Origin of the sequence: Serratia sp. T13T92 (genome assembly GCF_047530105.1) — a bacterium.
Classification (GTDB): Bacteria; Pseudomonadota; Gammaproteobacteria; order Enterobacterales; family Enterobacteriaceae; genus Chania; species Chania fonticola.
The window spans coordinates 21,253-43,195 of the sequence record NZ_JBLJAK010000020.1; the positions used below are offsets into that span (position 1 = coordinate 21,253).

The following is a 21,943-nucleotide window of genomic DNA, read 5'->3' on the forward strand; positions in this document are numbered from 1 at the left end:
AGCTCTTTTTTGTTACGCAAGATTTTCGAAATATGCCTCCAACGCCTCCAGCTGTTCGCTGGCATCCTCTATGGCGTTGAATGTGCGCCGAAACTGGTCATTAGGGGCATGCTCCTGTAAGTACCAAGAGACGTGCTTTCGAGCAATCCGGAATCCCTTGCCTTGGCCGTAAAAGCCGTGCAATTCCCGAATATGCCCTATTAACAAGCGCTTCACTTCGCCAAGTGGCATCGGTGGCAGCAGCTCCCCAGTGTCCAGATAATGCTGGATTTCCCGGAAGATCCAGGGTCTCCCCTGAGCAGCACGGCCTATCATCAGGGCATCAGCCCCAGTGTAGTCGAGCACTGCTCTGGCTTTATGCGGGTCAGTAATGTCGCCATTCGCGATGATCGGAATAGAGACATTCTGCTTAACTGCCCGAATGCTGTCGTACTCCGCGTTGCCGTTGAACAGGCAGGCACGGGTTCGGCCATGAATCGTCAGGGCCTGTATACCACAATCTTCGGCCAGTTGGGCAATTTCTACACAGTTACGGTTCTCTGGTTCCCAGCCGGTTCGGATCTTAAGTGTTACCGGCACATCCACCGCGTTAACCACCGCGAGGAGGATCTGTCTAACCAGATCCGGGTACTGCAGTAACGCAGACCCTGCAAGCTTCCGGTTCACTTTCTTGGCTGGGCACCCCATATTGATGTCGATGATCTGTGCACCGCTGGCCACATTAATGCGCGCCGCGGCGGCCATATCATCAGGATCACATCCGGCTATTTGCACGGAACGGATCCCTGGTTCATCGCTATGTACCATACGCAGACGTGACTTATCCGTGCGCCACACCTCCGGGTTGGAGGAGAGCATTTCGGATACAGCCATCCCAGCACCCATTGCATGACATAAGGTTCTGAATGGGCGATCTGTGATGCCGGCCATCGGGGCCGCAATCAGGCAATTTGTTAACTGGTGGTGTCCAATGCGCATAGACAAAGACTGACCATACTGTGTCCGCAAGGGCGCGTATATTACGCATTTTTTCATTCAGATGAAAGGCCAAACTTTGACCAATCGACAGTTATTGGGCAATAAAAGTGCGTTTATGCACCCTTGATGAAAATATTATGGTTATTTAACAATGTCTTGTATGATTGTGCTTAATTTGCGTACGCTAAAATATTCCATTAACGGCAGGATTTTATCTTTACGCGCCGGTAATAACAGATCGTAACATCAGGTTATTTGTAACATTCTCAGCTTAATACTTTGACAAATCGGCAAGAATGGTGCTGGGAATTACCGCCACCCCAGTGAGGGCAGCGGCAGATGTAGCAGGCAGAAATCAATCGACGATGACGCGGCCGTTGAGCGGCTGTACCGGACGATTGTTGTTATGGTGCACTACCGAGTGGAATTGACTGATTTGTTCGGCAGAAGCGCTTACAGGCTGATCTAGCACCAACCAACTGACCCCTTCAGAGCAGGGTGGCGTCGTCAGTGAACCGCTGAAGCGGTAGAAGTTAAACTGTTTCGGCAGCAGCGCTTTGATATCCAGCGGCTTGTTCAGCACGGCGGTCTGATCGACGGCGGCAGGCATTTGTTGCCAGGCCTGTGCCAGTTGCGGATTGGCTTTACCTGGTTGGAACATCAGGGCCAGCACCGCCAGGGCACCGTCTTTGTCCTTGTAGACAAAGTGCGCTTCCAGTGGGAACTGCTTGCCGTCGATCTCGTTTTCGCTCGGGGCGTGGAAATGGAACTGCTGCAGCGTGAAGGTGTCGTTATCCAACCGCAGGGTGTTACCTTCGCTGACGTTGACTTGAATGGTGTGCCCGTTGTTGACGATTTGCTGTTTGCCCGGCTGGAAAGCCAGCTCAAGCTTGCCGTGCTGGGTTTTCAGTGCGCCCTGGATGTTGACCGGGGACTGGTTTTTACCGGTTTCACACAGTGAAAAATCGGGTGAAAGCTTACCCCAATGTGCCGGGTCTTCCTGGCCTTCATAGCCCCAATGAGCATGTTCTGCGGCACCGATCGAGAAGCTGGCGGCCAACAGGGCGGCAAGCAACATTTTTCCTTTCATTTCCTAATCCTTGTCCAATGAAAACACCAATTATCCTGGGTGGGAGGCTCATATGCTGCGGGCTGCCTTCACTCCGAGCAGGAGAATACGCCCAGCAAGTGTCGGGATAAACTGGCGGATTCTTAGGAAAAGAAAAAACCATCGGAACTGTTTAAATTTCCGATGGTTTTTGGCAAGCGGGGAAAATGTAACTAGTTGCGTTGGCCGGTAATGCGGCACCACTCTTCGCGCTCGGCCACCGGGTCGAGGTTGAACTTATCCTGGTAGGCTTCGGCTACGCTGGCGGCTTGAGTCGCCAGTACACCTGACAGGCCCAGATAGCCGCCGGATTTTGGCAGGTCGCTGATTAACGGTGCCAGTTCACGCAGCGGGCCAGCGAGAATGTTCGCCACCACCACATCGGCCAACAGATCGGCGGGTTGGTCTTTTGGCAGATACAGCTCCAGACGCTCTGAAACACCGTTACGCTGCGCGTTATCGCGGCTGGCCTGAATGGCCTGGGGATCGATGTCGATGCCAATAGCGCGGGCAGCACCGAGTTTTAACGCGGCAATCGCCAGGATGCCGGAGCCACAGCCGAAGTCGATAACGGTTTTGCCAGCCAGATCCAATCCATCCAGCCATTGCAGGCAAAGCGCGGTGGTCGGGTGTGTGCCGGTGCCAAACGCCAGGCCTGGGTCGAGCATGACGTTTACCGCGTCCGGATCGGGCACGTCACGCCAGCTTGGGCAAATCCACAGGCGCTCGCCAAAACGCATCGGGTGGAAGTTATCCATCCACTCACGTTCCCAGTCTTTATCTTCCAACTGCTCGATTTTGTGGCGGAAACCGTTGCCCAGCAACGGGTGCTGTTCCAGTATGGCGACCACTTCGGCCATATCGGTTTCGGCATCATACAGGCCGATCACATCGGTATCGCCCCACAGCAGGGTTTCGCCCGGCAGCGGTTCAAACACCGGGTTGTCGTGGGTGTCCTGAAAGGTGACCGACACCGCGCCGCTTTCAACCAACGCATCGCTCAGGTCTTCTGCCTGGCTGCCGGTGGTGTTCAGTTTTAGTTGGATCCAAGGCATAACAATTCTCTCAAGAGGGTAAGGACGACGCCAACTGGCGCTTTTCGCCGTAGACGTTACCGAGATAAAACGCCAACAGGCTGAGTAACAGCGAAGGCACAATAGGGTGCAATCCGGCCAGTTGCAGGCCGAAGCTGGCTAATAGCGTATAGCATAACGCACCGGTGACCATTGAGCTAAGGGCTCCCTGCGCGTTGGCGCGTTCCCAATACAGGCCCAACACCAACGGCCACAGGAATACGGCCTCCAGCCCGCCGAACGCCAGCAGGTTCAGCCAGATGATCATTTCAGGCGGACGCCAGGCGGCCAGTAGCACCAGTAATCCGAGGATCAGCGTAGTCAGACTGGAGAAGCGTTTGATCATCTTCTCATTGTTCATCTGCAGTGGGCGTACGCCCAGATAGAGGTCTTTGATGATGGTGGCAGAGGATTGCAGCAGCTGCGCATTGATGGTCGACATGATCGCCGCCATCGGGGCGGCCAGGAAGATCCCTGCGGCGTAAGGGGGCAGCACGGTGATCATCAACGTTGGGATCACCTGATCGGGGATCTTCAGATCCGGCAGCACCGCACGGCCCAGGGCACCAGCCAGATGCATACCAAACATCAGAATAGCCACCACGATGGTGCCGAGGATAATGCCACGGTGCACGGCTTTGCTGTCTTTATACGAGATACAGCGCACGGCGGTGTGGGGCAGGCCAATCACGCCAAAGCACACCAGGATCCAGAACGAAGCCATAAACGGCAGGCTGAGGATCTGATCGCCACCTTGCGGTGAGACCAACGCTGGATCGATCTGTTGCAGCTTATCAACCGCGCTGTGCAAGCCGCCCGCCGCGTGGATCACCGCAACCAGCAGTAATATCGTGCCTATCAGCATCACCAGCCCCTGCATAGCATCGTTCAGCACGCTGGCACGGAAGCCGCCAAACGCGGTATACAACGCAATACTGATACCAAATATCAGCAGGCCGGTGTCGTAAGGAATGCCCGCCGCAGTCTCGAGCAGGCGTGCGCCACCGATAAACTGGACCGTCATCGCCCCAAGGAAGGCGACCAACAGACTTAGACTGGCTAGCCACACCAGCAAACGGCTCTTATAACGGGCGAACAGCATGTCGTTAAGGGTGATGGCATTGTAGCGCCTTGCCAGAATGGCAAACTTTTTCCCCAGCACGCCAAGTGAAAGCCACACGGCAGGCAGTTGGATCATCGCCAGCAGCACCCAGCCGAGGCCGTACTTATAGGCGGCACCAGGCCCACCAATAAACGAGCTGGCGCTGATATAGGTGGCGGTCAGCGTCATGGCCAGCACAAAGCCGCCCATCGAACGGTTGCCGAGGAAATATTCACTCAGGAAGTTACCGCTCTGGCGACGGGTATAGGCATACACCGACAGGCCAAATACCAGCAACAGATAGGCAATCAGCGGCAGAATGACCTCAGTTTGCATCGCTATCCTCCAGGGGGATATCGCGGAAGATGCCGCGTACCATCAGCCAGCACAGGCCAATAAACAGCAGCGGTACCAGCAGGCAGGCCATTTCGAACCAGTGTGGCAGCCCGGTGATCCCGGCGTTGCTGTCTGGCAGATAGGCCGCCAGCGACCAGGCCAGCAGGTAAAGCAGCGTCAGGCCCAGTGCCCAGCGTGCTTCGCGGTTAGCTTGAACAAAGCGTTGTTCCATCCGTGCCTCCAAGGGGTTTACGGTTATGGATTGGCAAAGGAGGGGATTTTACGACAAGGGACGGTTTTGCCAAGCCGTTATGTTGGCAATCGGGATAAAAAAACCGGCCAAAGGCTGGCCGGTTGATGGGCTTTACGCCTGTTGTGCAATAAAGTGCTCGATCTGCGCCAGGCTGGATAACCCTTCCATCGGCCCCTTATGGGAAACCGCCAGGGCACCGCTGGCATTGGCATACTGCAACGCTTTTTCTGCACTGAAGCCGGACAGGAACAGGCTGACAAAGGTAGCGCCAAAGCAGTCGCCCGCTCCGGTCGGATCGACCATCTTGCTGCTATAGCCTGGAGTGTGTAGCTCCTGCGTCTGGCCGTTTTGCTGCTGGTAATGGCTGGCCCCTTTCTGGCCGCGCTTGATCACGATATGGCTCACGCCGCTGGCCAACAGTTCCTGCACGACATCCGCTTCCTGCTGGTTTTTGCTGCTGGCAAAGTGGTGCACTTCTCCCTCGCTCGGCAGGAAGATATCGGTATATTCGAGGATATAATCGAAGGCCTGGCTCATCTCCGGGATATTGAGCATCTCTTTGCGAATATTGGGATCGAACGACACCGTCCCCTTATTGGCCTTGACGATCTGGATCGCCCGGCGCATGGCATCGATGATGCGGAATGAGAACAGCGAAGAACCCATGATGTGGAAATGTTGGCACTGGTTCAGCAAGCCTAGATCGATATGGTCGGCGGTAAAGAAGCCGCAGGCGCTGTTGGGGATATTGAAGATAAAATCACGTTCCAGCGGATTGCGATAGCTGACAAATGCCGTGCCGGTCGGGGCCTTGTCGATCACGCTGATGCCATCGGTGATCACGCCCTCCAGACGCAGGCGTTCGATATTCAGGCGGCCAAAATCATCATTGCCCACGCAGCCAAACAGCGTGGAGCCAAAGCCAAGCCGCGCCACTTGAGCGGCATAAATAGCCGGTGCCCCGCTGGGGAACGGCCCAAGAAACTCGCCTGGCTGAGTGAATCCCTGATTATAATTTTTTGAAAGGAATTCAACCAGTAACTCACCCATCGTGCAGATGCTAACTGACATAAGTGCCCCTTTATTCCCCGATCGTTTCCCGGTTGGCCCAGGTAAAACATTCGTTATTGGTGTAGCGGATGCTGAAGTCGGATTCGAATAATTGCTGCTGATAATGTTCATTCACGCCACGGTTGGTCACCAGATTATCTACTTGGCTGAGGTGGCCGATAGTCCCGATCGCACTGGCCTGAATAGGCAAGTGGGTAATGATGGCGGTTTTATTCTGCGCCTTGTCCAGGCAGCGTTGGTAATGGGACGCCAACAGCGGCTGGTCGATATTCAGGATGCCGGAGCTGTCCGTAATGCTGGCCTCGAGAATGCAGTGGTTGATGGTGAACTGTTGGATCACGCTATCCAGCGCTTTACCGCTCAGCGCGGTATGCGAGCGGATCAACTCCCCACCCGCGACGATAATCTCACCGTCCAAAAACTGATCGGCCAGGATCGCATGCTGTAGGTCGTTGACGATCAGCCGCAGCTTTTTCAGCCCGCTCAGGAACGGGATGACCTTGCGGCAGATATCGCCGTGGCCGAGAAATAGCGTATCGCGATCGGCAATCATCCTGGCGCAGTGGCGGGCGATTTCCAACTGGTTAGCCAGCGTGAGGGGGGCTACTGCGAGCCCTGGCTCGATCGGTGCCGCCAGCGGCTGTGTTGGGGTTGCAATGGCTCCGCCAAAGGATCGCTTGAGGTAGCCTTGCTGTTCCAGATAGCTGAGATCGCCACGGATCGTCACGCCGGAAACCCCCAACTGGGCAGAAAGATCTTCGACCTTGATCTCCCCCTGCTGGCCGACAATTTCAGCAATTTTCAATCTGCGTTTCAGCAGGTTAGATGACTTTCTGGGCACATTCGCCCCCATCGTTAAACGGTAATAAGGGCTACTATATCCTTCATACTTTCTAATTGAAAGTAATACCCACGCAGGCTTTCGTTATTTTGAAAGTCTGCGATGGGTGAAAGAAAAAGCATATATTTTTACTATTATTCATATTGTTAGATGCTATTTTCGGGTGGATGTATACCCGTGGCATGGCGATCTTAAGCGCGCTAACACCGGAACATGTCTTATGTTTCGTAATCAATATCTAGTTAAGTTACGTTTTGAAAGTTATTTGATAATCTTCGATCCCTGTCACGCTTTTTTGCGCGTTTTATCTCTATATTCGGTTTCACTTAGAAAGTTTTTCCGAATAAGTTTTCATTTTGTAACCACCGACTGCGGTATCAGGTGCGGGATCGAGGAGAATCGATGTACATCATTTCAAGCAAAAACATGCTGCAGAAAGCGCAGCAGCAAGGGTACGCGGTGCCGGCATTCAACATCCACAACCTGGAAACCTTGCAGGTGGTGGTCGAAACCGCTGCACAGTATCGTTCGCCGGTGATCCTGGCGGGAACGACCGGCACTTACCGTTACGGCGGGCTGGAAAACATCATCATGATCGTCAAGGCGCTGGCGCACGAGTATCAGATCCCGCTGGCGCTGCATTTGGATCATCACGAAGATCCCGCCGATATCTACCATAAGATTAACGCCGGGATCCGTTCCGTGATGATCGACGGCTCTCACTTTCCTTTTGAAGAAAACGTGGCGCTGGTCAAACAAATCGTAGAGTACAGCCACCGCTACGACGCTAGCGTTGAAGCAGAGTTAGGCCGCCTGGGAGGCCAGGAAGACGATCTGATCGTAGAGGGGAAAGACGCTATCTACACCTCGCCAGAGGCGGCGGTGGAGTTTGTTGCCCGTACCGGGATCGATTCGCTGGCGGTGGCTATCGGTACCGCGCATGGCCTGTACCAGTCCGAACCCAAGCTGGATTTTGCCCGCCTGGAACAGATCCGCGATCGCGTTGAAGTGCCGCTGGTGTTGCACGGGGCTTCCGGCCTGAGCGATAGCGATATCCGCCGCTGTATCAGTTTAGGCATCTGTAAGGTCAACGTGGCTACCGAGCTGAAAATCGCTTTCTCGGATGCTTTGAAAGCGTATTTCCACCAGCATCCTGATGCCAATGACCCGCGCCATTATATGCAACCAGCGAAAAGCGCCATGCAACGGGTGGTGGAAAAAGTGATTGGCGTATGTGGTTGTGAAGGTCAGCTGTAAATATTAATAAGTTCCCTACAAAACAGTAAGAAAAAACAAGCAGCAATAATAAAAACTGAGGATAGATCATGCATAAATTAAAGGTATTAGGCTCCGTGCTGGCCATCGGTCTGGCCGTATTTTCGCAGGCAACGTTAGCCAAGGAATATAAAATTGGCGCATCGCTGCTGACGCAACAGCATCCGTTCTATATTGATCTGGCCGACGCAATGAAAGCGGAAGCCAAGAAAGACGACGTGGTGCTGAATATTTCAATTGCCAATCAGGACCTGAATAAACAACTCTCAGACGTAGAAGACTTTATTACCAAGAAGGTCGACGCCATTATTATTTCCCCGGTGGATTCCAAAGGCGTACAGGCGGCGATTATCAAAGCGGAGAAAGCCGGTATTCCGGTGATTACCGTTGATGTGGCCGCCGAGGGCGTGCCGGTGGTCACTCACGTGGCTACCGACAACTACGCCGGTGGTGTCGCAGCGGGCAAGCTGATGGGCAAACTGCTCAATGGCAAAGGCAAGGTAGCGATTATCGATTATCCGGCGCTGCAATCGGTGGTGGCACGTGTGGACGGCTTCAAGAAAGGGCTGGCTGATACGCCAGACGTGAAGATTGTGGCGATCCAAACCGGCATCACCCGGGCGGAAGCGTTAACCGTGGCGCAGAATATGATGCAGGCGCACCCGGATCTGAACGGCCTGTTTGGTTTTGGTGATGATGCCGCGCTGGCTGCGGTGATCGCCGCCAAATCCGCGCGTAACGACAATATCAAGATCATCGGTTTCGACGGGATGAAAGAGGCTCGCGACGCCGTCGATAGCGACAAGACCTTCGTGGCAGTTATCCGCCAATACCCAGACCAAATGGGAGCCAAGGCTATAGATGCTGCCGTCGACCATCTGAATGGCAAGCCAGTTGCCAAGTTGATTCCAGTTGCGCCTGGCGTTTATACCGGTAAATAACACTGCTCGTTAACCCAAGCTTCAGTGGCTAACCATTACCCCTCACTCCAACCCTCTCCCATAGGGAGAGGGAGTTGTCCGAAGTATGTAGTTAGCCCATACAACTTCGGAAAGTGAGGGAGTAATAAGAAAGGCAGGGTATTACGCGGAGAAATCAACGAACTCGATCGGTCCCCTCTCCCTGTGGGAGAGGGTTAGGGTGAGGGGCCACGTGGGTGGAGGAAATAATGACGGATACGGTGCTGGCGGTAACGGAAATAGCCAAAAATTTCGGCCATGTTAACGCATTAAAAAATGTCAGCCTGAAAATACGCCAAGGTAAAGTCCATACGCTACTGGGCGAAAATGGTGCCGGTAAATCTACGCTGATGAAAATCCTGGCAGGAATTTATCCACCGACCAAAGGGGAAATAATTCTCAAAGGGCAAAGCGTCACTATTAACAACCCCCAGCATTCCAGAAAGTTGGGTATCGCGATTATTTTTCAGGAACTGAGCCTGAGCAATAATATGAGCGTAGCAGAGAATATCTACGCCAATAATGAGCCAACCCGTTTTGGTTTTATTAACGATGGCCAGATGGTGAATGATTGCCAACGCCTGCTGGCGGACTTGGCCATTCCGCTCGATCCGCAGCAAATTGTCGGCACCATGTCGATGGCCCAGCGCCAACTGGTAGAGATTGCCAAGGCGCTGAGCTACCCGGCAGATGTCGTGATCATGGACGAACCAACGTCGTCCCTGAGCGATAACGAGGCCGACATCCTGTTTGGCATTATCGACAAGCTGAAACAGCGCGGCTGCGCGGTGATTTATATCTCGCACCGCATGGATGAGATCATGCGGGTATCTGACGATATCTCGGTGCTGCGCGACGGCGAGTTCATCGCCACCCATGATAAACACCAGACCGACATTCACCGGTTGATTGCCCAGATGGTTGGCCGCGAAATGACCAATATCTACCCGCCACGCATCGGCGAACCTCCTTCAGCGGAGCAGGTGCCGGTGCTGGAAGTCAGGCAATTTTCGCAAGACAAACTGTTTCACGATATCCATTTCTCGCTGCGTGCAGGCGAAGTACTGGGCTTTTTTGGGCTGGTGGGATCGGGGCGTTCAGACGTGATGAAGGCCATTTTTGGACTGACCGGTTACCAGGGTGAAATTCTTATCGATGAGGCGGTAGTCACTATTCGCAATCCAAAGCAGGCGATAGCGCATGGCATCGCCTTCGTGACGGAAAACCGCAAGGAGGAGGGGTTGGTGCTGATGCATGACGTAAGCATGAACACCCATCACGTGGCCTTTCAGTATGCGGGCTCCAGCCTGATCAACCATAAGCACGAAGAGGCGAAAACTCAGCAGGCAATCCGGCGGATGAACATCAAGGTCAGTTCGCCACACCAGCTGGTTAGCACCCTGAGCGGGGGCAATCAGCAAAAGATCGTGCTGTCGAAATGGTTGGAAAAGGTGCCACGGATCTTAATCCTCGACGAGCCAACGCGCGGCGTGGATGTTGGCGCCAAGTTCGAGATTTATAACGTCATACGCCAGCTTGCTGCACAGGGCACCGCCATTATCTTGATATCTTCCGAACTGCCGGAAGTGATGGCGCTCAGCGATCGGCTGGTGGTGATGCGCGCCAAGCAGATCGCCGACGTTTTTGCCACCGATGGACTCACGCAAACCCAGGTCATGACCGCAGCAACAGGAGTGAAATAATGAGCGATAAAGTGCTGGCCGCCGAGGGCCATTCGGCGTTCAACGGGCCAGGGAAACTGGCAAAAGCCGCCAAACAGTACGGCGGCATACTGGCGGGCCTGGTGGCCTTGGTGATCCTGTTCAGCGTGATCAACGACAGCTTCCTGAGCGTGAATAATATTACCAATATTATTTTGCAGGTCTCGATCATTGCCATTACCGCCTATGGCATGACGTATGTGCTGCTGCTGGGGGATATCGATCTTTCGGTGGGGTCAACCATTGCACTGGTGGGGACCTTTGCTGCGCTTGGCCTGTCGTTTGGCATCCCGTTTATTCTGGTGATCCCGCTGTCGATTATGGCCGCGCTGGTGCTGGGCCTGGTTAACGGTAGCCTGACTGCGCTGGCCGGTATCCCGTCGTTTATCGTAACCGTCGCGACGATGGGCATCTTCCGGGGCATTGCCTATATCGTCACCGACGGCACGCCGATCATGATTAAAAGCGAGGCGTTTCTGGCGCTGGGCAACGGCGAGTTTCTCTATATCCCGATCCCCATCTGGATCCTGTTGGTGTTGCTGATCGTCAACCATTTCATCCTGTCGAAAACCACCTTTGGCCGCAAAATTTATATCACCGGCGGCAATAAAGAGGCCGCGATCTATTCGGGGATAAACGTTTCCGCGCTGAAAATAAAGGTCTTTATGATCACCGCCGTGATGGCGGGCATCAGCGGCATGATCCTGGCCTCGCGCCTGTATTCCGGTCAGCCTAACGCCGCGCTGAGCTATGAGCTGGATGCTATCGCTGCCGCAGTGTTGGGCGGCACCAGCCTCAATGGCGGTTACGGCACGGTGATTGGCACCATGATCGGCGCGCTGACCATCGGGGTCATCAACAACGGTATGAATTTAATGAACGTGCCTTATTTCTATCAAATGGTGGTGAAGGGACTGGTGATCCTTATCGCGGTGTATGTCGACGTCAGAAACAAGAAGAAACGTGGCTAACGATCACAGGCAGATTTGAATAAGGAACGGGACAATGAGAAAAATTTATACCATCGGCGAGATCCTGGTTGAGATCATGGCCGATAAAGTTGGCCAATCTTTTACCCATCCAGGCTTATGGAATGGTCCTTTCCCCAGCGGTGCCCCGGCGATTTTTATCGATCAGGTGACCAAGCTGGGCGGTCAGTGCGGCATTATCAGCTGCGTGGGTAATGACGGTTTCGGCACGCTGAATATCGAGCGCTTAAAGGCTGACGGAGTAGATACGCGTGGCATCCGCGTCCTACCGCATGAGACGACCGGCAGTGCCTTCGTCACTTACCACTCCAACGGCGATCGCGATTTTATTTTCAATATCAAGAACGCAGCCTGCGGGAAATTATCGGCCGAGCATGTGAACGCCGAACTGCTGCAAGACTGCCAGCACTTCCACATCATGGGTTCATCGCTGTTTTCCTTCCATATGGTGGACGCGGTGAAGAAGGCGGCGGGGATTGTCAAAGCGAACGGCGGCACCTTGTCTTTCGATCCGAATATCCGCAAGGAAATGCTCAATATCCCCGAGATGCGTGATGCGCTGCATTACGTGCTGGAGCTGACCGATATCTATATGCCGAGCGAAGGCGAAGTCATGCTGCTGTCCTCCCAAACCACATTGGATGAAGCGATTGCCCGCTACCTGAAGGACGGCATTAAAGAAGTGGTGGTGAAACGCGGCAGTAACGGGGCGAGCTATTATTCCGCGGATGAAACCCTGCATATCGACAGCTATGCCGTAGACGAGGTTGATCCGACCGGGGCGGGTGACTGCTTTGGCGGCGCTTACATTGCTTGCCGGTTGCAGGGGCACAGCGTTTCCCAGGCGCTGCGCTATGCCAATGCCTGCGGTGCGCTCGCGGTGACCCGGCGTGGGCCAATGGAGGGGACCTCCACCTTCGCTGAAATCGACGCTTTCTTGCAGCAGCAACGGGTCGTGCCGGTCGGCGCGCTGTAAATAACATTCCAACGTCTTGAATATTCAGTTCAGGACATTGCTTTACCCTGCGACTTGAAAGGTGACGGGTAAATGAGGCCATAAGTATGAAATCTATTATCCAGCAGCATAAAAGCGGCAAGCATATTGGTATCTGTTCGGTTTGCTCGGCACATCCGTTGGTGATCGAGGCCACGTTGCGTTTTGACCTGGCTAGCCAGCGTAAGGTATTGATTGAAGCCACCTCCAACCAGGTGAACCAATTTGGCGGCTACACCGGAATGAAACCGGCGGATTTCCGCGAGTTTGTGTATGCCATTGCCGCCAAGGTTGGCTTCCCGCAGTCACGGTTGATATTGGGGGGCGACCACCTTGGGCCGAACTGCTGGCAGGATGAACCCGCTGAGCAGGCGATGGAGAAAGCCGAACGCCTGATTGCCGATTACGTTCAGGCCGGGTTCAGTAAAATTCATCTGGATGCTTCCATGTCCTGCGCGGACGATCCGGTTCCTTTGCCACCAACGGTGGTGGCCGAGCGTGCGGCACGGCTATGTGCGGTGGCGGAAGAGGCAGCCACCCCAGAGCAGCGGCAGGCGCTGAGCTACGTGATAGGTACGGAAGTGCCGGTTCCAGGTGGGGAAAGCCACGCTATCGCTCAGGTACACGTCACGCGACCACAGGATGCCGCCGAGACCATCGAGACGCATCGGCAGGCATTTGCTCGCTTAGGTTTGGAGCAGGCCATGGAGCGGGTGGTGGGGCTGGTGGTTCAACCGGGAGTCGAGTTCGACCATTCCACGGTGATCCACTATCAGCCGGAGCAGGCGCGCCAGCTTTCCGCCATGATTGAATCAACACCGTTGGTGTTTGAGGCCCACTCTACGGATTATCAAACCCCGAAAGCGTTCCGCCAGTTGGTGCGCGATCACTTTGCGATCCTGAAAGTCGGCCCGGCGCTGACCTTTGCCCTGCGTGAGGCGATCTTCAGCCTGGCGCTGATCGAGAAGGAGCTGATCGCCGCAGAACAGCAGAGCCACGTGCTGGCGGTGATCGACAGCGTGATGCAGGATGAGCCCAAGTATTGGAAGAAGTATTACGATCCGCGCCATTCGAAGGCGATGATCGATTTGCACTACAGCTTGTCCGATCGGATCCGCTATTACTGGCCTGAGGCGCGCATCAGCGCGGCCATCGACAAGCTGGTGGCAAACCTGAGCGGAGTAACCATTCCGTTAGGTATGCTGAGCCAGTATTTCCCGCTGCAATTTCCGCGCCTGATGGCTGGCGAGTGTGCCGGTGACCCACATAGCCTGATTATCGACAAGATCCAGGAGGTCTTGCGGGCGTATGCCTATGGGTGTAATGAGCGGCAGGAAGAGGCGCTAAACGTGCTTTGAGGCTTCGAGACCCAAGCCCCAATAAAAAAACACCGCAGAAGTTCTCATGCGGTGTTTTTTATTAGCCCAATATCGTTAACCGATAATCAGGTTTCCTGCAGACCCAGCTTCTTCTCCAGATAGTGGATGTTGGTGCCACCATGCTGGAAGTTTTCGTCGGTCATGATCTTCTGCTGCAGTTCAATGTTGGTTTTGATGCCATCAATGATCAGCTCAGCCAGGGCGTTCTTCATGCGGGCAATCGCCACATCACGGTTTTCACCGTAGGTGATCAGTTTGCCAATCATGGAGTCATAGTACGGCGGCACGGTATAGCCAGCGTAGATATGAGATTCCCAACGCACGCCGAAACCACCAGGAGCGTGGAAGCGGGTGATCTTGCCTGGGCTTGGTAGGAAGGTGTTCGGGTCTTCGGCGTTGATACGGCATTCCACCGCATGGCCTTGTACCTTCACTTCGTCCTGTTTGATCGACAGCGGCTGACCGGCAGCGATACGCAGCTGCTCTTTGATCAGATCCACACCGGTGATCATTTCGGTAACCGGGTGTTCCACCTGGATACGGGTGTTCATTTCAATGAAATAGAACTCGCCGTTCTCATACAGGAACTCAAAGGTACCCGCACCGCGGTAGCCGATTTCCACACAGGCTTTTGAACAGCGTTCACCGATGTAGCGGCGCAGCTCTGGGGTGATCCCCGGAGCTGGTGCCTCTTCGACCACTTTCTGGTGGCGGCGCTGCATGGAGCAGTCACGTTCAGCCAGATAGATAGCATTGCCCTGGCCGTCTGCCAACACCTGAATTTCGATGTGGCGTGGGTTTTCCAGGTACTTCTCCATATACACCATGTCGTTGTTGAAAGCCGCTTTGGCTTCCGCTTTGGTCATGGAGATGGATTGCTCGAGATCTTTGTCGCCGCGCACAACGCGCATGCCGCGACCGCCGCCGCCGCCGGAAGCCTTGATGATCACCGGATAACCGATGCGCTTGGCGAAGGCACGGTTTTTGTCCATGTCATCGGTCAGCGGGCCGTCGGAGCCTGGTACGCAAGGTACGCCGGCTTTTTTCATCGCGCTGATGGCAGAAACCTTGTCACCCATCAGGCGAATGGTTTCGGCGCGTGGGCCGATGAAGATAAAGCCAGAGCGCTCTACCTGCTCGGCAAAGTCGGCGTTCTCGGACAAGAAGCCATAACCCGGGTGGATCGCCACGGCGCCGGTAATTTCGGCGGCGGAGATGATGGCCGGGATGTTCAGATAGCTTTTAACTGACGGTGCAGGGCCGATACAAACGGTCTCATCCGCCAGTAGAACGTGTTTCAGATCGCGGTCGGCACTTGAGTGAACGGCAACGGTTTTGATGCCCAGTTCTTTACAAGCGCGCAGTATACGTAACGCGATCTCGCCACGGTTGGCGATAACAATTTTATCTAGCATGGTGCGCCTCGTTATTCGATGACGACCAGTGGCTCGTCAAATTCAACCGGTTGGCCGTTTTCTACCAGGATCGCTTTAACCACACCGGATTTGTCCGCTTCAATCTGGTTCATCATTTTCATGGCTTCAACGATGCACAGAGTATCACCGGCGTTCACTTTCTGGCCCACTTCCACGAAGGCTTTCGCGTCCGGGCTTGGGGTGCGGTAGAAGGTCCCTACCATTGGTGAACGAACGATATGGCCACTCATGGCCGCTGGTGCTGCTGGGGTTTCTGCGGCAGCAGGGGCAACGGCGTTGGCCAGAGCAGGTTGCTGCTGCTGGGCTGGCATTGCGTACTGTTGCATCATTGGGTAAGCCTGCACCGGTGCGGCACGGCTGATGCGAACCGACTCTTCGCCTTCAGAGATTTCCAGTTCAGAAATGCCTGATTCTTCAACCAGTTCGATCAGTTTCTTGATTTTACGAATATCCATGAGTGTGATTCCGTACTCTTTTTGTGTAGCAATTAGTGGGTTTTTGACAAACGGCGAACCGCTGCCTGTAAAGCAAATGTGTAGCCATCCGCGCCGAGGCCACAGATCACGCCTACCGCGATATCAGACAGGTAGGAGTGATGACGGAAAGGCTCACGAGCGTACACGTTGGACAGGTGGATCTCGATAAACGGGATCTGTACTGCCAACAGTGCATCGCGCAACGCCACGCTGGTGTGCGTGAACGCGGCAGCGTTAATCAGGATAAAATCCGTATTGCCGCGTGCCTGATGAATGCGATCGATGAGCGCATGCTCGGCATTGGACTGCAGATGACTCAGGGTGATATCTAGCGCGAGCGCCTGGTTTTCCAATCCGTTAACAATCTCTGCCAGCGTAGCGCTGCCGTACTTTTCCGGCTCACGCGTCCCCAGCAGATTGAGATTGGGGCCGTTCAGAAGCAAAATGTGAAACTTATCCGCCATTGTGCTGGTATCTCCGGCAATAAAACCATCATCGTAGAAAATAACCCGATGTCACCGATTTGTCACCTGTTACGCGCAGATTTTGCTGCAGCGACAGGTTCAAGGTCGGGCATTATAACGATATCGTGGCAATTCGCAGCTAAATACTGGTCTTATCAGCGAAGATATTCAACCCTAAATCAGCAAACACCAAGTGCCGCTATTGGATTATGAGGGGTAGAACACAGAAAAGTTCCGCGCCCCTCCAGGGGATTTTTATCGCCAATCTTGCCGGATTTAGCGCGGTTTACGCCACCATGAGCGGAATTTCTTGTAACGCAGAGCTAACAACAGCAGCGCCAGCGACGCGTAAATAAAAGGCTGCGGTGACAACGTTTTTACCGACCAAAGGTAGTGGATCGGTGCCAGGATCGCCACCAGATAGACGAAGTTATGCAGCTTCTGCCAGCTGGCCCCCAATTTACGCTGTGCCCATAGCGTTGAGGTGGCCGCCAGAGCCAACAAAATCAACCAGCAGAGGATACCTAGCGTCAGATAGGGGCGAGTTACCAGTTCGCGCCCCAGCAGGCCAATGTTGCTCAGCCCCAGTTCCAGCGTCGAGTAGCTTACCAGATGCAAGGTTCCCCAGGCAAAACACCACAAACCGAGCAGGCGTCGGCAACGGATCAGCAGCGGCTGGCGCGCGTAGCGGGCCAATGGAGTGACGAGCAGGGTGGCCAGCAGCAACTTCAGCGTCATCCTGCCGGTAAAATGCTGGATATCCTTGGCCGGATCGGCGCTGAACCAGCCCTGATCGACAGACAACACCAGCCACAGAAAGGGCAGAAATGCCGCCAGGTAGATGGCCACTTTTAGCCAGGTGACCTGCTTGGGGGTTAAGCGCACTCAGAAGTTCTCCCGTAAATCGAGGCCGCGATATAGCGAAGCCACCTGGTCGGCATAACCGTTGAATAGCAGTGTCGGCTGACGTTTCACATCCAGAATGCCGCCGGAACCGATAAAGCGTTCGGTGGCCTGCGACCAGCGCGGATGATCGACATGGGGATTCACGTTGGCGTAAAAACCATATTCGTTGGGAGCGGACAGATTCCAGGTGGTTGGCGGTTGTTCGCGGGTCAGGGTGATCTGCACGATAGACTTGATGCCTTTGAAGCCGTACTTCCATGGAGTGATCAGGCGCACCGGAGCACCGTTTTGCGGTGGCAGCATCTTGCCATACACGCCCACGGTCAACAGAGCCAGTGGATGCATGGCTTCATCAAGGCGCAAACCTTCGACATAGGGATACTTGAGGCCACCGCCAATAAAGCGATCTTTCTGGCCGGGCATCTGTTCTGGATCGTACAGCGTTTGAAAAGCCACGTAGCGCGCGTTGCTGTTGGGCTCGGCCAGCTTAAGCAGTTTGCCCAGTTCAAAGCCGATCCACGGCACCACCATCGACCAGGCCTCGACGCAGCGCATGCGATAAATGCGTTGCTCCAGCGGGAATCGCTTGAGTAAATCGTCGATATCCAGCGTGATGGACTTGCCGACTTCACCGTCGATTTTCACCTTCCAGTCCGTCGTTTTCAGTGAGCCTGCGTTGGCCGCGGGATCGGCCTTATCCAGGCCAAACTCGTAGAAATTATTGTACCCCATGACTTTTTCTTCCGGCGTCAGCTCCAGCTTGGCTTGCCAGGCTTCTGGCTTGCTGAAGTCTAGCGGTTTGCCTGCTGGAGCCGGGGGCCGATCGTTACCTTTGAACCAGGAAAGCAAGTCGGCCTGTGCCTGGATGGGCAAAGCCAGCGAGGCTGCCGTGATCCCTAGCGCCTGGAGCACCTTGCGCCGCTGATAGAACACGCTTTCTGGCGTGACATCGGCTTCGGTCAGTTTTCGCTGTTGTTTCATTTTTTTTCTCCGCAAGTGATGGTGTAAGCATGGCGTGAAAGCCAACTTTCTGCGAGAGGGTGGATGTAAAGAGAGGTAAACAGGAGGTAATTTCTTGTGGGGAAAAAGCAGGCGCCGAATGCGGCGCCCCACAGATTATGAACGGATTTTTACCAGGGTGCGGCCAGTGATCTGATTGTTCATCAGCGCGGTAGCCGCGGCAGGCACGTCTTCCAGCTGAATTTCCTGGGTGGCTTGTTCATAGAAACTTTCTGGCAGAATACCGGCCAGACGTTCCCATGCGGTTTGGCGACGATGCAGCGGCGTGAGCACAGAATCAACGCCTTGCAGACGCACGTTACGCAAGATAAACGGCATCACGGTAGTCGGCAACTGGTAGCCTCCCGCCAAGCCGCAGGCGGCAACGGTGCCGTTGTAATTCATCTGCGCCAGCACGCGAGCCAGCAATTTGTCGCCGACGGTGTCGATGGCGCCGGCCCACAGCTGTTTCTCCAGCGGGCGCGGTGTTTCAATATACTCGCTGCGGGGCAGCACGGTTTTGGCACCGAGGGATTTCAGATAGTCGGTATTGCTGTCGCGCCCGCTGATGGCGGTGACGCTATAGCCAAGAGCGGACAGTAGGGCGACCGCCGTGCTCCCCACGCCGCCGCTGGCTCCGGTGACCAGAACGTCGCCGTCCTCCGGTTTCACTCCGCCTTCTTCCAGTGCCATCACGCACAGCATGGCGGTAAAACCGGCGGTGCCGAGGATCATCGCTTTGCGTTCACACAGCCCTTTTGGCAGTGGTACCAACCATTCGCCGCTAACGCGGGCTTGCTCGCCCAACCCGCCCCAGTGATTTTCGCCAACGCCCCAGCCGGTGAGCACTACGCTCTGGCCTGGTTTAAAACGCGGATCTTTGCTGCTGTGTACCAGGCCAGCAAAATCGATACCAGGCACCATTGGGAAGTGACGAATGATTTTCCCCGTGCCGGTGATCGCCAGGGCATCCTTATAGTTGAGGCTGGACCAGTTGACGTCGACCGTCACATCCCCCTCTGGCAACTGCTCACTATCAATATTCTTGACTTGTGCCAGGGTTTTTTCGCCAGCTTGCTCCAATAATAATACGCGCATGTCATTGTTCCCCGTTTTTTCATATATCATATGAATGTTTGGTTCAGTATTGTCTGACTATATGCATAATAAAAAAGCCTGTCCTGATAAAGGACAAAAAAAGAGTGCTTAATGGTTTTCTTCGTCGACCAGGCTTGATAGCTTTGTAAAGCTAACCTGATGCTTGGCAAAGAAATTGAAGTCGCTTCATGATTTTTAATATCAGGGTATTGCGTTGTTTTCAATCGAGCAGGAACGGGGCCTTGGCACATCAAAAGGTGGCTCTTCATTTTATCATCGCGCAGAAGGCACAGGGATGAGATTTACAACCAAACTCTCTGCTCTAATCACCCTGCTCGTCGCATTGGCTATGTTCTTGATGCTGATGGGGTGTTCATACAGTTTCTTTTACGTGACCCAGGAGCGCCTAGAGCGCCGTTTTGAAGCCCTGGCCACTTCCATCGATCAGGCAATGCTGCTTCAACCTCTGCAGGCTCAGGATAACTGGCTGCCCTTGGTGATGCGGCCGCTAGGCATCGTTGCGATTCATGTCGATACCGAAACCAGCAACCTTTTCTCCTACAGCCTGCCGACCATCAAAGCCCCTTGGGCATCGCTGGCTGGCTACCGCCAAACCTCGTTAACCATGATGCATCACCCCGGCACCCGGGTAAATGTCACCTACCTCGATCCGTTCGCCAGCGACGTGCGTTCCTTGCAGTCCACGGCGGCGGTCACGCTGTCGATCGTCATCATGGTGGTGATCCTGCTGTTCAGCTTACGCTGGCTGCGTGAACAGGCGGTAGGTGAAGATCGCCTGGAACGCCGAGCGCGGCGCATTCTCAACGGCGAGCGTGAACAGGTGCTGAAGGGAGACGTTCGCGAATGGCCCGCCAGCGTCAGCGGTGCGTTGGATCGCCTGCTGGCCGATTTGGCCGAAGCACGTGAGGAGCGTAGCCGGGTAGATACCCTGATCCGTGCTTTTGCCGCTCAGGATGCCAAAACCGGCCTCAATAACCGGCTGTTCTTTGATAACCAGCTCACTACTCAACTGGAAGATGTCGGGTCACACGGCATCGTCATGATGGTGCGCCTGCCAGATTTCGATACCCTGCGTGAAATTCACGGCAATGCAGCGGTGCAGGAGCTGATGTATTCGTTGGTCAACCTGCTGTCCACTTTTGTCATGCGCTATCCTGCCGCCTTACTGGCCCGTTACTTCCACAGTGATTTTACCGTTCTGCTACCACACCGCACGCTGAAAGAAGCGGACGGCATCGCGGCGCAGCTGGTCAACGCGATCGACTCCTTGCCCTCAACGGCGCTGATTGACCGTGAGGCGTTCCTGCATATCGGTATTGTGGCCTACCGCAGCGGGCAGACCACGGAAGAAATCATCGATTACGCCGAACAGGCGACCCGCCACGCCGTACTGCAAGGCGAAAACGGCTGGTATGTCTATGATAGCGATGTGCCAGAGAAAGGGCGCGGCAGCGTTAAATGGCGTACGCTGCTTGAACAGGTGCTGGCGCGCGGCGGCCCTCGTTTATATCAAAAGCCGGCGGTGACGGTGGAAGGTGATGTGCATCACCGCGAAATCATGAGCCGGATTTATGATGGTGCACAGGAACTGTTGCCTGCCGAGTATATGCCGCTGGTCAATCAACTTGGCTTGGCGGAAAGTTATGACCGCCAGCAGATGAATCGGATTATTCCTTTATTGGCACTGTGGCCGGAAGAGACGCTGGCGTTTCCACTATGCGTTGATTCATTATTGCAGCGCAGTTTTCAACGTTGGCTGCGCGATACCCTGTTACAGTGTGAAAAAAGTCACCGCAGGCGAATTCTGATTGAACTTGCAGAGGCAGATGTGTGTCAACATATCGACCGTTTGCGTCCGGTGCTGCGATTGCTGACCGGATTGGGCTGTCGTCTGGCGGTTTCTCAGGCCGGGTTGACGGTGGTGAGTACCTCTTATATCAAGTCGTTACCGGTGGAGATCGTCAAGCTTCACCCAGGGTTGGTACGGAGTATTGACCGGCGGGATGAGAATCAGCTGTTCGTTCAGAGCCTGACCGGTGCCTGCGAAGGCACTCAAGCGAAGGTTTTTGCCGCCAGCGTGCGTACGCGCAACGAATGGCAGACGCTGAAAGAGCGCGGGATCCTAGGTGGGCAGGGGGACTTTTTCGCTTCGCCAGAGCCGATCGATATAGCTCGCAAAAAATATTCGCGTCGATATCGTGTTTAACCTGATGACCGGGCAAAAATTAACGTAGAATGGCCCGTCTTTTCCTGTGGGCGTCAGTAGGTGCTTACCACCGGTGACAATCAGGAAAAATGTTAGATTTTATGAGCTGTGTTACTGCCGTTTGGTACGTTGATTTGGTGGCTAGCTGAGCCTTTGTTGAGGGATATCAGGCCCCATTCGCTTTCCGTGCATTCGGTCACAAATAACGCAGACTAATTTTCACCGAAGTAGGACGTTTTTGCGCCTTGTCGCTGCTTC

At 54.5% G+C, this 21,943-nt stretch carries 20 protein-coding genes; 7 read left to right on the plus strand and 13 right to left on the minus strand.

Going from position 1 to position 21,943, the window contains the following annotated elements:
• Window positions 1–12 precede the first annotated feature (12 nt).
• The 7 genes from dusB to ACMV5I_RS18035 all read right to left on the minus strand — a co-directional run bounded on the left by dusB (window position 13) and on the right by ACMV5I_RS18035 (window position 6,762).
• On the minus strand, window positions 13–978 hold the full coding sequence (gene dusB / locus ACMV5I_RS18005) for a tRNA dihydrouridine synthase DusB (protein WP_037411678.1): 966 nt from the start codon (window positions 976–978) through the stop codon (window positions 13–15).
• A gap of 355 nt (window positions 979–1,333) precedes the next feature.
• Window positions 1,334–2,068 (minus strand): carbonic anhydrase, encoded by a 735-nt coding sequence (locus tag ACMV5I_RS18010; protein WP_024483951.1) that lies wholly within the window; start codon window positions 2,066–2,068, stop codon window positions 1,334–1,336.
• A gap of 191 nt (window positions 2,069–2,259) precedes the next feature.
• Entirely contained in the window at window positions 2,260–3,141 is an 882-nt protein-coding gene (gene prmA, locus ACMV5I_RS18015) for a 50S ribosomal protein L11 methyltransferase (protein WP_021180783.1), read from the minus strand.
• A gap of 10 nt (window positions 3,142–3,151) precedes the next feature.
• The gene (gene panF / locus ACMV5I_RS18020) at window positions 3,152–4,597 is read right to left on the minus strand and encodes a sodium/pantothenate symporter (protein WP_024486309.1); all 1,446 of its coding nucleotides are present in this window, start codon (window positions 4,595–4,597) and stop codon (window positions 3,152–3,154) included.
• Window positions 4,587–4,829: a YhdT family protein gene (locus ACMV5I_RS18025; protein WP_024486310.1), complete on the minus strand. Its 243-nt coding sequence runs from the start codon at window positions 4,827–4,829 to the stop codon at window positions 4,587–4,589. Before ACMV5I_RS18025 ends, panF begins: the two co-directional genes overlap by 11 nt.
• A 132-nt stretch (window positions 4,830–4,961) precedes the next feature.
• On the minus strand, window positions 4,962–5,921 hold the full coding sequence (locus ACMV5I_RS18030; RefSeq protein WP_414824982.1) for a sugar kinase: 960 nt from the start codon (window positions 5,919–5,921) through the stop codon (window positions 4,962–4,964).
• A gap of 10 nt (window positions 5,922–5,931) precedes the next feature.
• The gene (locus ACMV5I_RS18035; protein WP_024486312.1) at window positions 5,932–6,762 is read right to left on the minus strand and encodes a DeoR/GlpR family DNA-binding transcription regulator; all 831 of its coding nucleotides are present in this window, start codon (window positions 6,760–6,762) and stop codon (window positions 5,932–5,934) included.
• Between the two features lie 402 nt (window positions 6,763–7,164).
• Between ACMV5I_RS18035 and ACMV5I_RS18040 the strand changes: the two genes are divergently transcribed.
• The 6 genes from ACMV5I_RS18040 (at window position 7,165) to gatZ (ending at window position 14,058) form a co-directional block, all read left to right on the plus strand.
• The gene (locus tag ACMV5I_RS18040; protein WP_121607977.1) at window positions 7,165–8,019 is read left to right on the plus strand and encodes a tagatose bisphosphate family class II aldolase; all 855 of its coding nucleotides are present in this window, start codon (window positions 7,165–7,167) and stop codon (window positions 8,017–8,019) included.
• 68 nt (window positions 8,020–8,087) lie between these two features.
• Window positions 8,088–8,978 (plus strand): substrate-binding domain-containing protein, encoded by an 891-nt coding sequence (locus ACMV5I_RS18045; RefSeq protein WP_414824983.1) that lies wholly within the window; start codon window positions 8,088–8,090, stop codon window positions 8,976–8,978.
• 227 nt (window positions 8,979–9,205) lie between these two features.
• Window positions 9,206–10,699, plus strand: coding sequence for a sugar ABC transporter ATP-binding protein (locus ACMV5I_RS18050; protein WP_414824984.1), 1,494 nt, complete (start codon window positions 9,206–9,208; stop codon window positions 10,697–10,699).
• A complete protein-coding gene (locus tag ACMV5I_RS18055; protein ID WP_121607974.1) occupies window positions 10,699–11,688 on the plus strand; it encodes an ABC transporter permease in 990 nt (329 codons plus the stop codon). The genes ACMV5I_RS18050 and ACMV5I_RS18055 overlap by 1 nt, the downstream gene beginning before the upstream one ends.
• Window positions 11,689–11,722: 34 nt before the next feature.
• The gene (locus tag ACMV5I_RS18060) at window positions 11,723–12,682 is read left to right on the plus strand and encodes a sugar kinase (RefSeq protein ID WP_202671992.1); all 960 of its coding nucleotides are present in this window, start codon (window positions 11,723–11,725) and stop codon (window positions 12,680–12,682) included.
• Window positions 12,683–12,768: 86 nt separating this feature from the next.
• Entirely contained in the window at window positions 12,769–14,058 is a 1,290-nt protein-coding gene (gene gatZ, locus ACMV5I_RS18065; protein ID WP_414824985.1) for a tagatose-bisphosphate aldolase subunit GatZ, read from the plus strand.
• Between the two features lie 86 nt (window positions 14,059–14,144).
• On the opposite strand, the gene accC is transcribed toward gatZ, so the two are convergent.
• The 6 genes from accC to ACMV5I_RS18095 all read right to left on the minus strand — a co-directional run bounded on the left by accC (window position 14,145) and on the right by ACMV5I_RS18095 (window position 19,458).
• Entirely contained in the window at window positions 14,145–15,494 is a 1,350-nt protein-coding gene (accC, locus tag ACMV5I_RS18070) for an acetyl-CoA carboxylase biotin carboxylase subunit (RefSeq protein ID WP_024483779.1), read from the minus strand.
• A gap of 11 nt (window positions 15,495–15,505) precedes the next feature.
• Complete coding sequence (accB, locus tag ACMV5I_RS18075) at window positions 15,506–15,970, minus strand: acetyl-CoA carboxylase biotin carboxyl carrier protein (protein ID WP_024483778.1); 465 nt, start codon at window positions 15,968–15,970, stop codon at window positions 15,506–15,508.
• 32 nt (window positions 15,971–16,002) lie between these two features.
• Entirely contained in the window at window positions 16,003–16,455 is a 453-nt protein-coding gene (aroQ, locus tag ACMV5I_RS18080) for a type II 3-dehydroquinate dehydratase (RefSeq protein WP_024483777.1), read from the minus strand.
• A gap of 276 nt (window positions 16,456–16,731) precedes the next feature.
• A complete protein-coding gene (gene msrQ, locus ACMV5I_RS18085; RefSeq protein ID WP_174333702.1) occupies window positions 16,732–17,340 on the minus strand; it encodes a protein-methionine-sulfoxide reductase heme-binding subunit MsrQ in 609 nt (202 codons plus the stop codon).
• The gene (msrP, locus tag ACMV5I_RS18090) at window positions 17,341–18,342 is read right to left on the minus strand and encodes a protein-methionine-sulfoxide reductase catalytic subunit MsrP (RefSeq protein WP_414824986.1); all 1,002 of its coding nucleotides are present in this window, start codon (window positions 18,340–18,342) and stop codon (window positions 17,341–17,343) included. It lies immediately after the preceding gene.
• A 135-nt stretch (window positions 18,343–18,477) separates the two neighbouring features.
• Entirely contained in the window at window positions 18,478–19,458 is a 981-nt protein-coding gene (locus ACMV5I_RS18095; RefSeq protein WP_121607970.1) for an MDR family oxidoreductase, read from the minus strand.
• A 295-nt stretch (window positions 19,459–19,753) separates the two neighbouring features.
• Here ACMV5I_RS18095 and csrD point away from each other — a divergent pair, with 295 nt between their 5' ends.
• Window positions 19,754–21,685, plus strand: coding sequence for an RNase E specificity factor CsrD (csrD, locus tag ACMV5I_RS18100; protein ID WP_261289060.1), 1,932 nt, complete (start codon window positions 19,754–19,756; stop codon window positions 21,683–21,685).
• Window positions 21,686–21,943 lie beyond the last annotated feature (258 nt).

Bases quoted from the DNA above. Each gene is read 5' to 3' on its own strand.
- dusB (WP_037411678.1), bottom strand. From the start codon at position 978: ATGCGCATTGGACACCACCAGTTAACAAATTGCCTGATTGCGGCCCCG.
- ACMV5I_RS18010 (WP_024483951.1), bottom strand. From the start codon at position 2,068: ATGAAAGGAAAAATGTTGCTTGCCGCCCTGTTGGCCGCCAGCTTCTCG.
- prmA (WP_021180783.1), bottom strand. From the start codon at position 3,141: ATGCCTTGGATCCAACTAAAACTGAACACCACCGGCAGCCAGGCAGAA.
- panF (WP_024486309.1), bottom strand. From the start codon at position 4,597: ATGCAAACTGAGGTCATTCTGCCGCTGATTGCCTATCTGTTGCTGGTA.
- ACMV5I_RS18025 (WP_024486310.1), bottom strand. From the start codon at position 4,829: ATGGAACAACGCTTTGTTCAAGCTAACCGCGAAGCACGCTGGGCACTG.
- ACMV5I_RS18030 (WP_414824982.1), bottom strand. From the start codon at position 5,921: ATGTCAGTTAGCATCTGCACGATGGGTGAGTTACTGGTTGAATTCCTT.
- ACMV5I_RS18040 (WP_121607977.1), top strand. From the start codon at position 7,165: ATGTACATCATTTCAAGCAAAAACATGCTGCAGAAAGCGCAGCAGCAA.
- ACMV5I_RS18045 (WP_414824983.1), top strand. From the start codon at position 8,088: ATGCATAAATTAAAGGTATTAGGCTCCGTGCTGGCCATCGGTCTGGCC.
- ACMV5I_RS18050 (WP_414824984.1), top strand. From the start codon at position 9,206: ATGACGGATACGGTGCTGGCGGTAACGGAAATAGCCAAAAATTTCGGC.
- ACMV5I_RS18055 (WP_121607974.1), top strand. From the start codon at position 10,699: ATGAGCGATAAAGTGCTGGCCGCCGAGGGCCATTCGGCGTTCAACGGG.
- ACMV5I_RS18060 (WP_202671992.1), top strand. From the start codon at position 11,723: ATGAGAAAAATTTATACCATCGGCGAGATCCTGGTTGAGATCATGGCC.
- gatZ (WP_414824985.1), top strand. From the start codon at position 12,769: ATGAAATCTATTATCCAGCAGCATAAAAGCGGCAAGCATATTGGTATC.
- accC (WP_024483779.1), bottom strand. From the start codon at position 15,494: ATGCTAGATAAAATTGTTATCGCCAACCGTGGCGAGATCGCGTTACGT.
- accB (WP_024483778.1), bottom strand. From the start codon at position 15,970: ATGGATATTCGTAAAATCAAGAAACTGATCGAACTGGTTGAAGAATCA.
- aroQ (WP_024483777.1), bottom strand. From the start codon at position 16,455: ATGGCGGATAAGTTTCACATTTTGCTTCTGAACGGCCCCAATCTCAAT.
- msrP (WP_414824986.1), bottom strand. From the start codon at position 18,342: ATGAAACAACAGCGAAAACTGACCGAAGCCGATGTCACGCCAGAAAGC.
- ACMV5I_RS18095 (WP_121607970.1), bottom strand. From the start codon at position 19,458: ATGCGCGTATTATTATTGGAGCAAGCTGGCGAAAAAACCCTGGCACAA.
- csrD (WP_261289060.1), top strand. From the start codon at position 19,754: ATGAGATTTACAACCAAACTCTCTGCTCTAATCACCCTGCTCGTCGCA.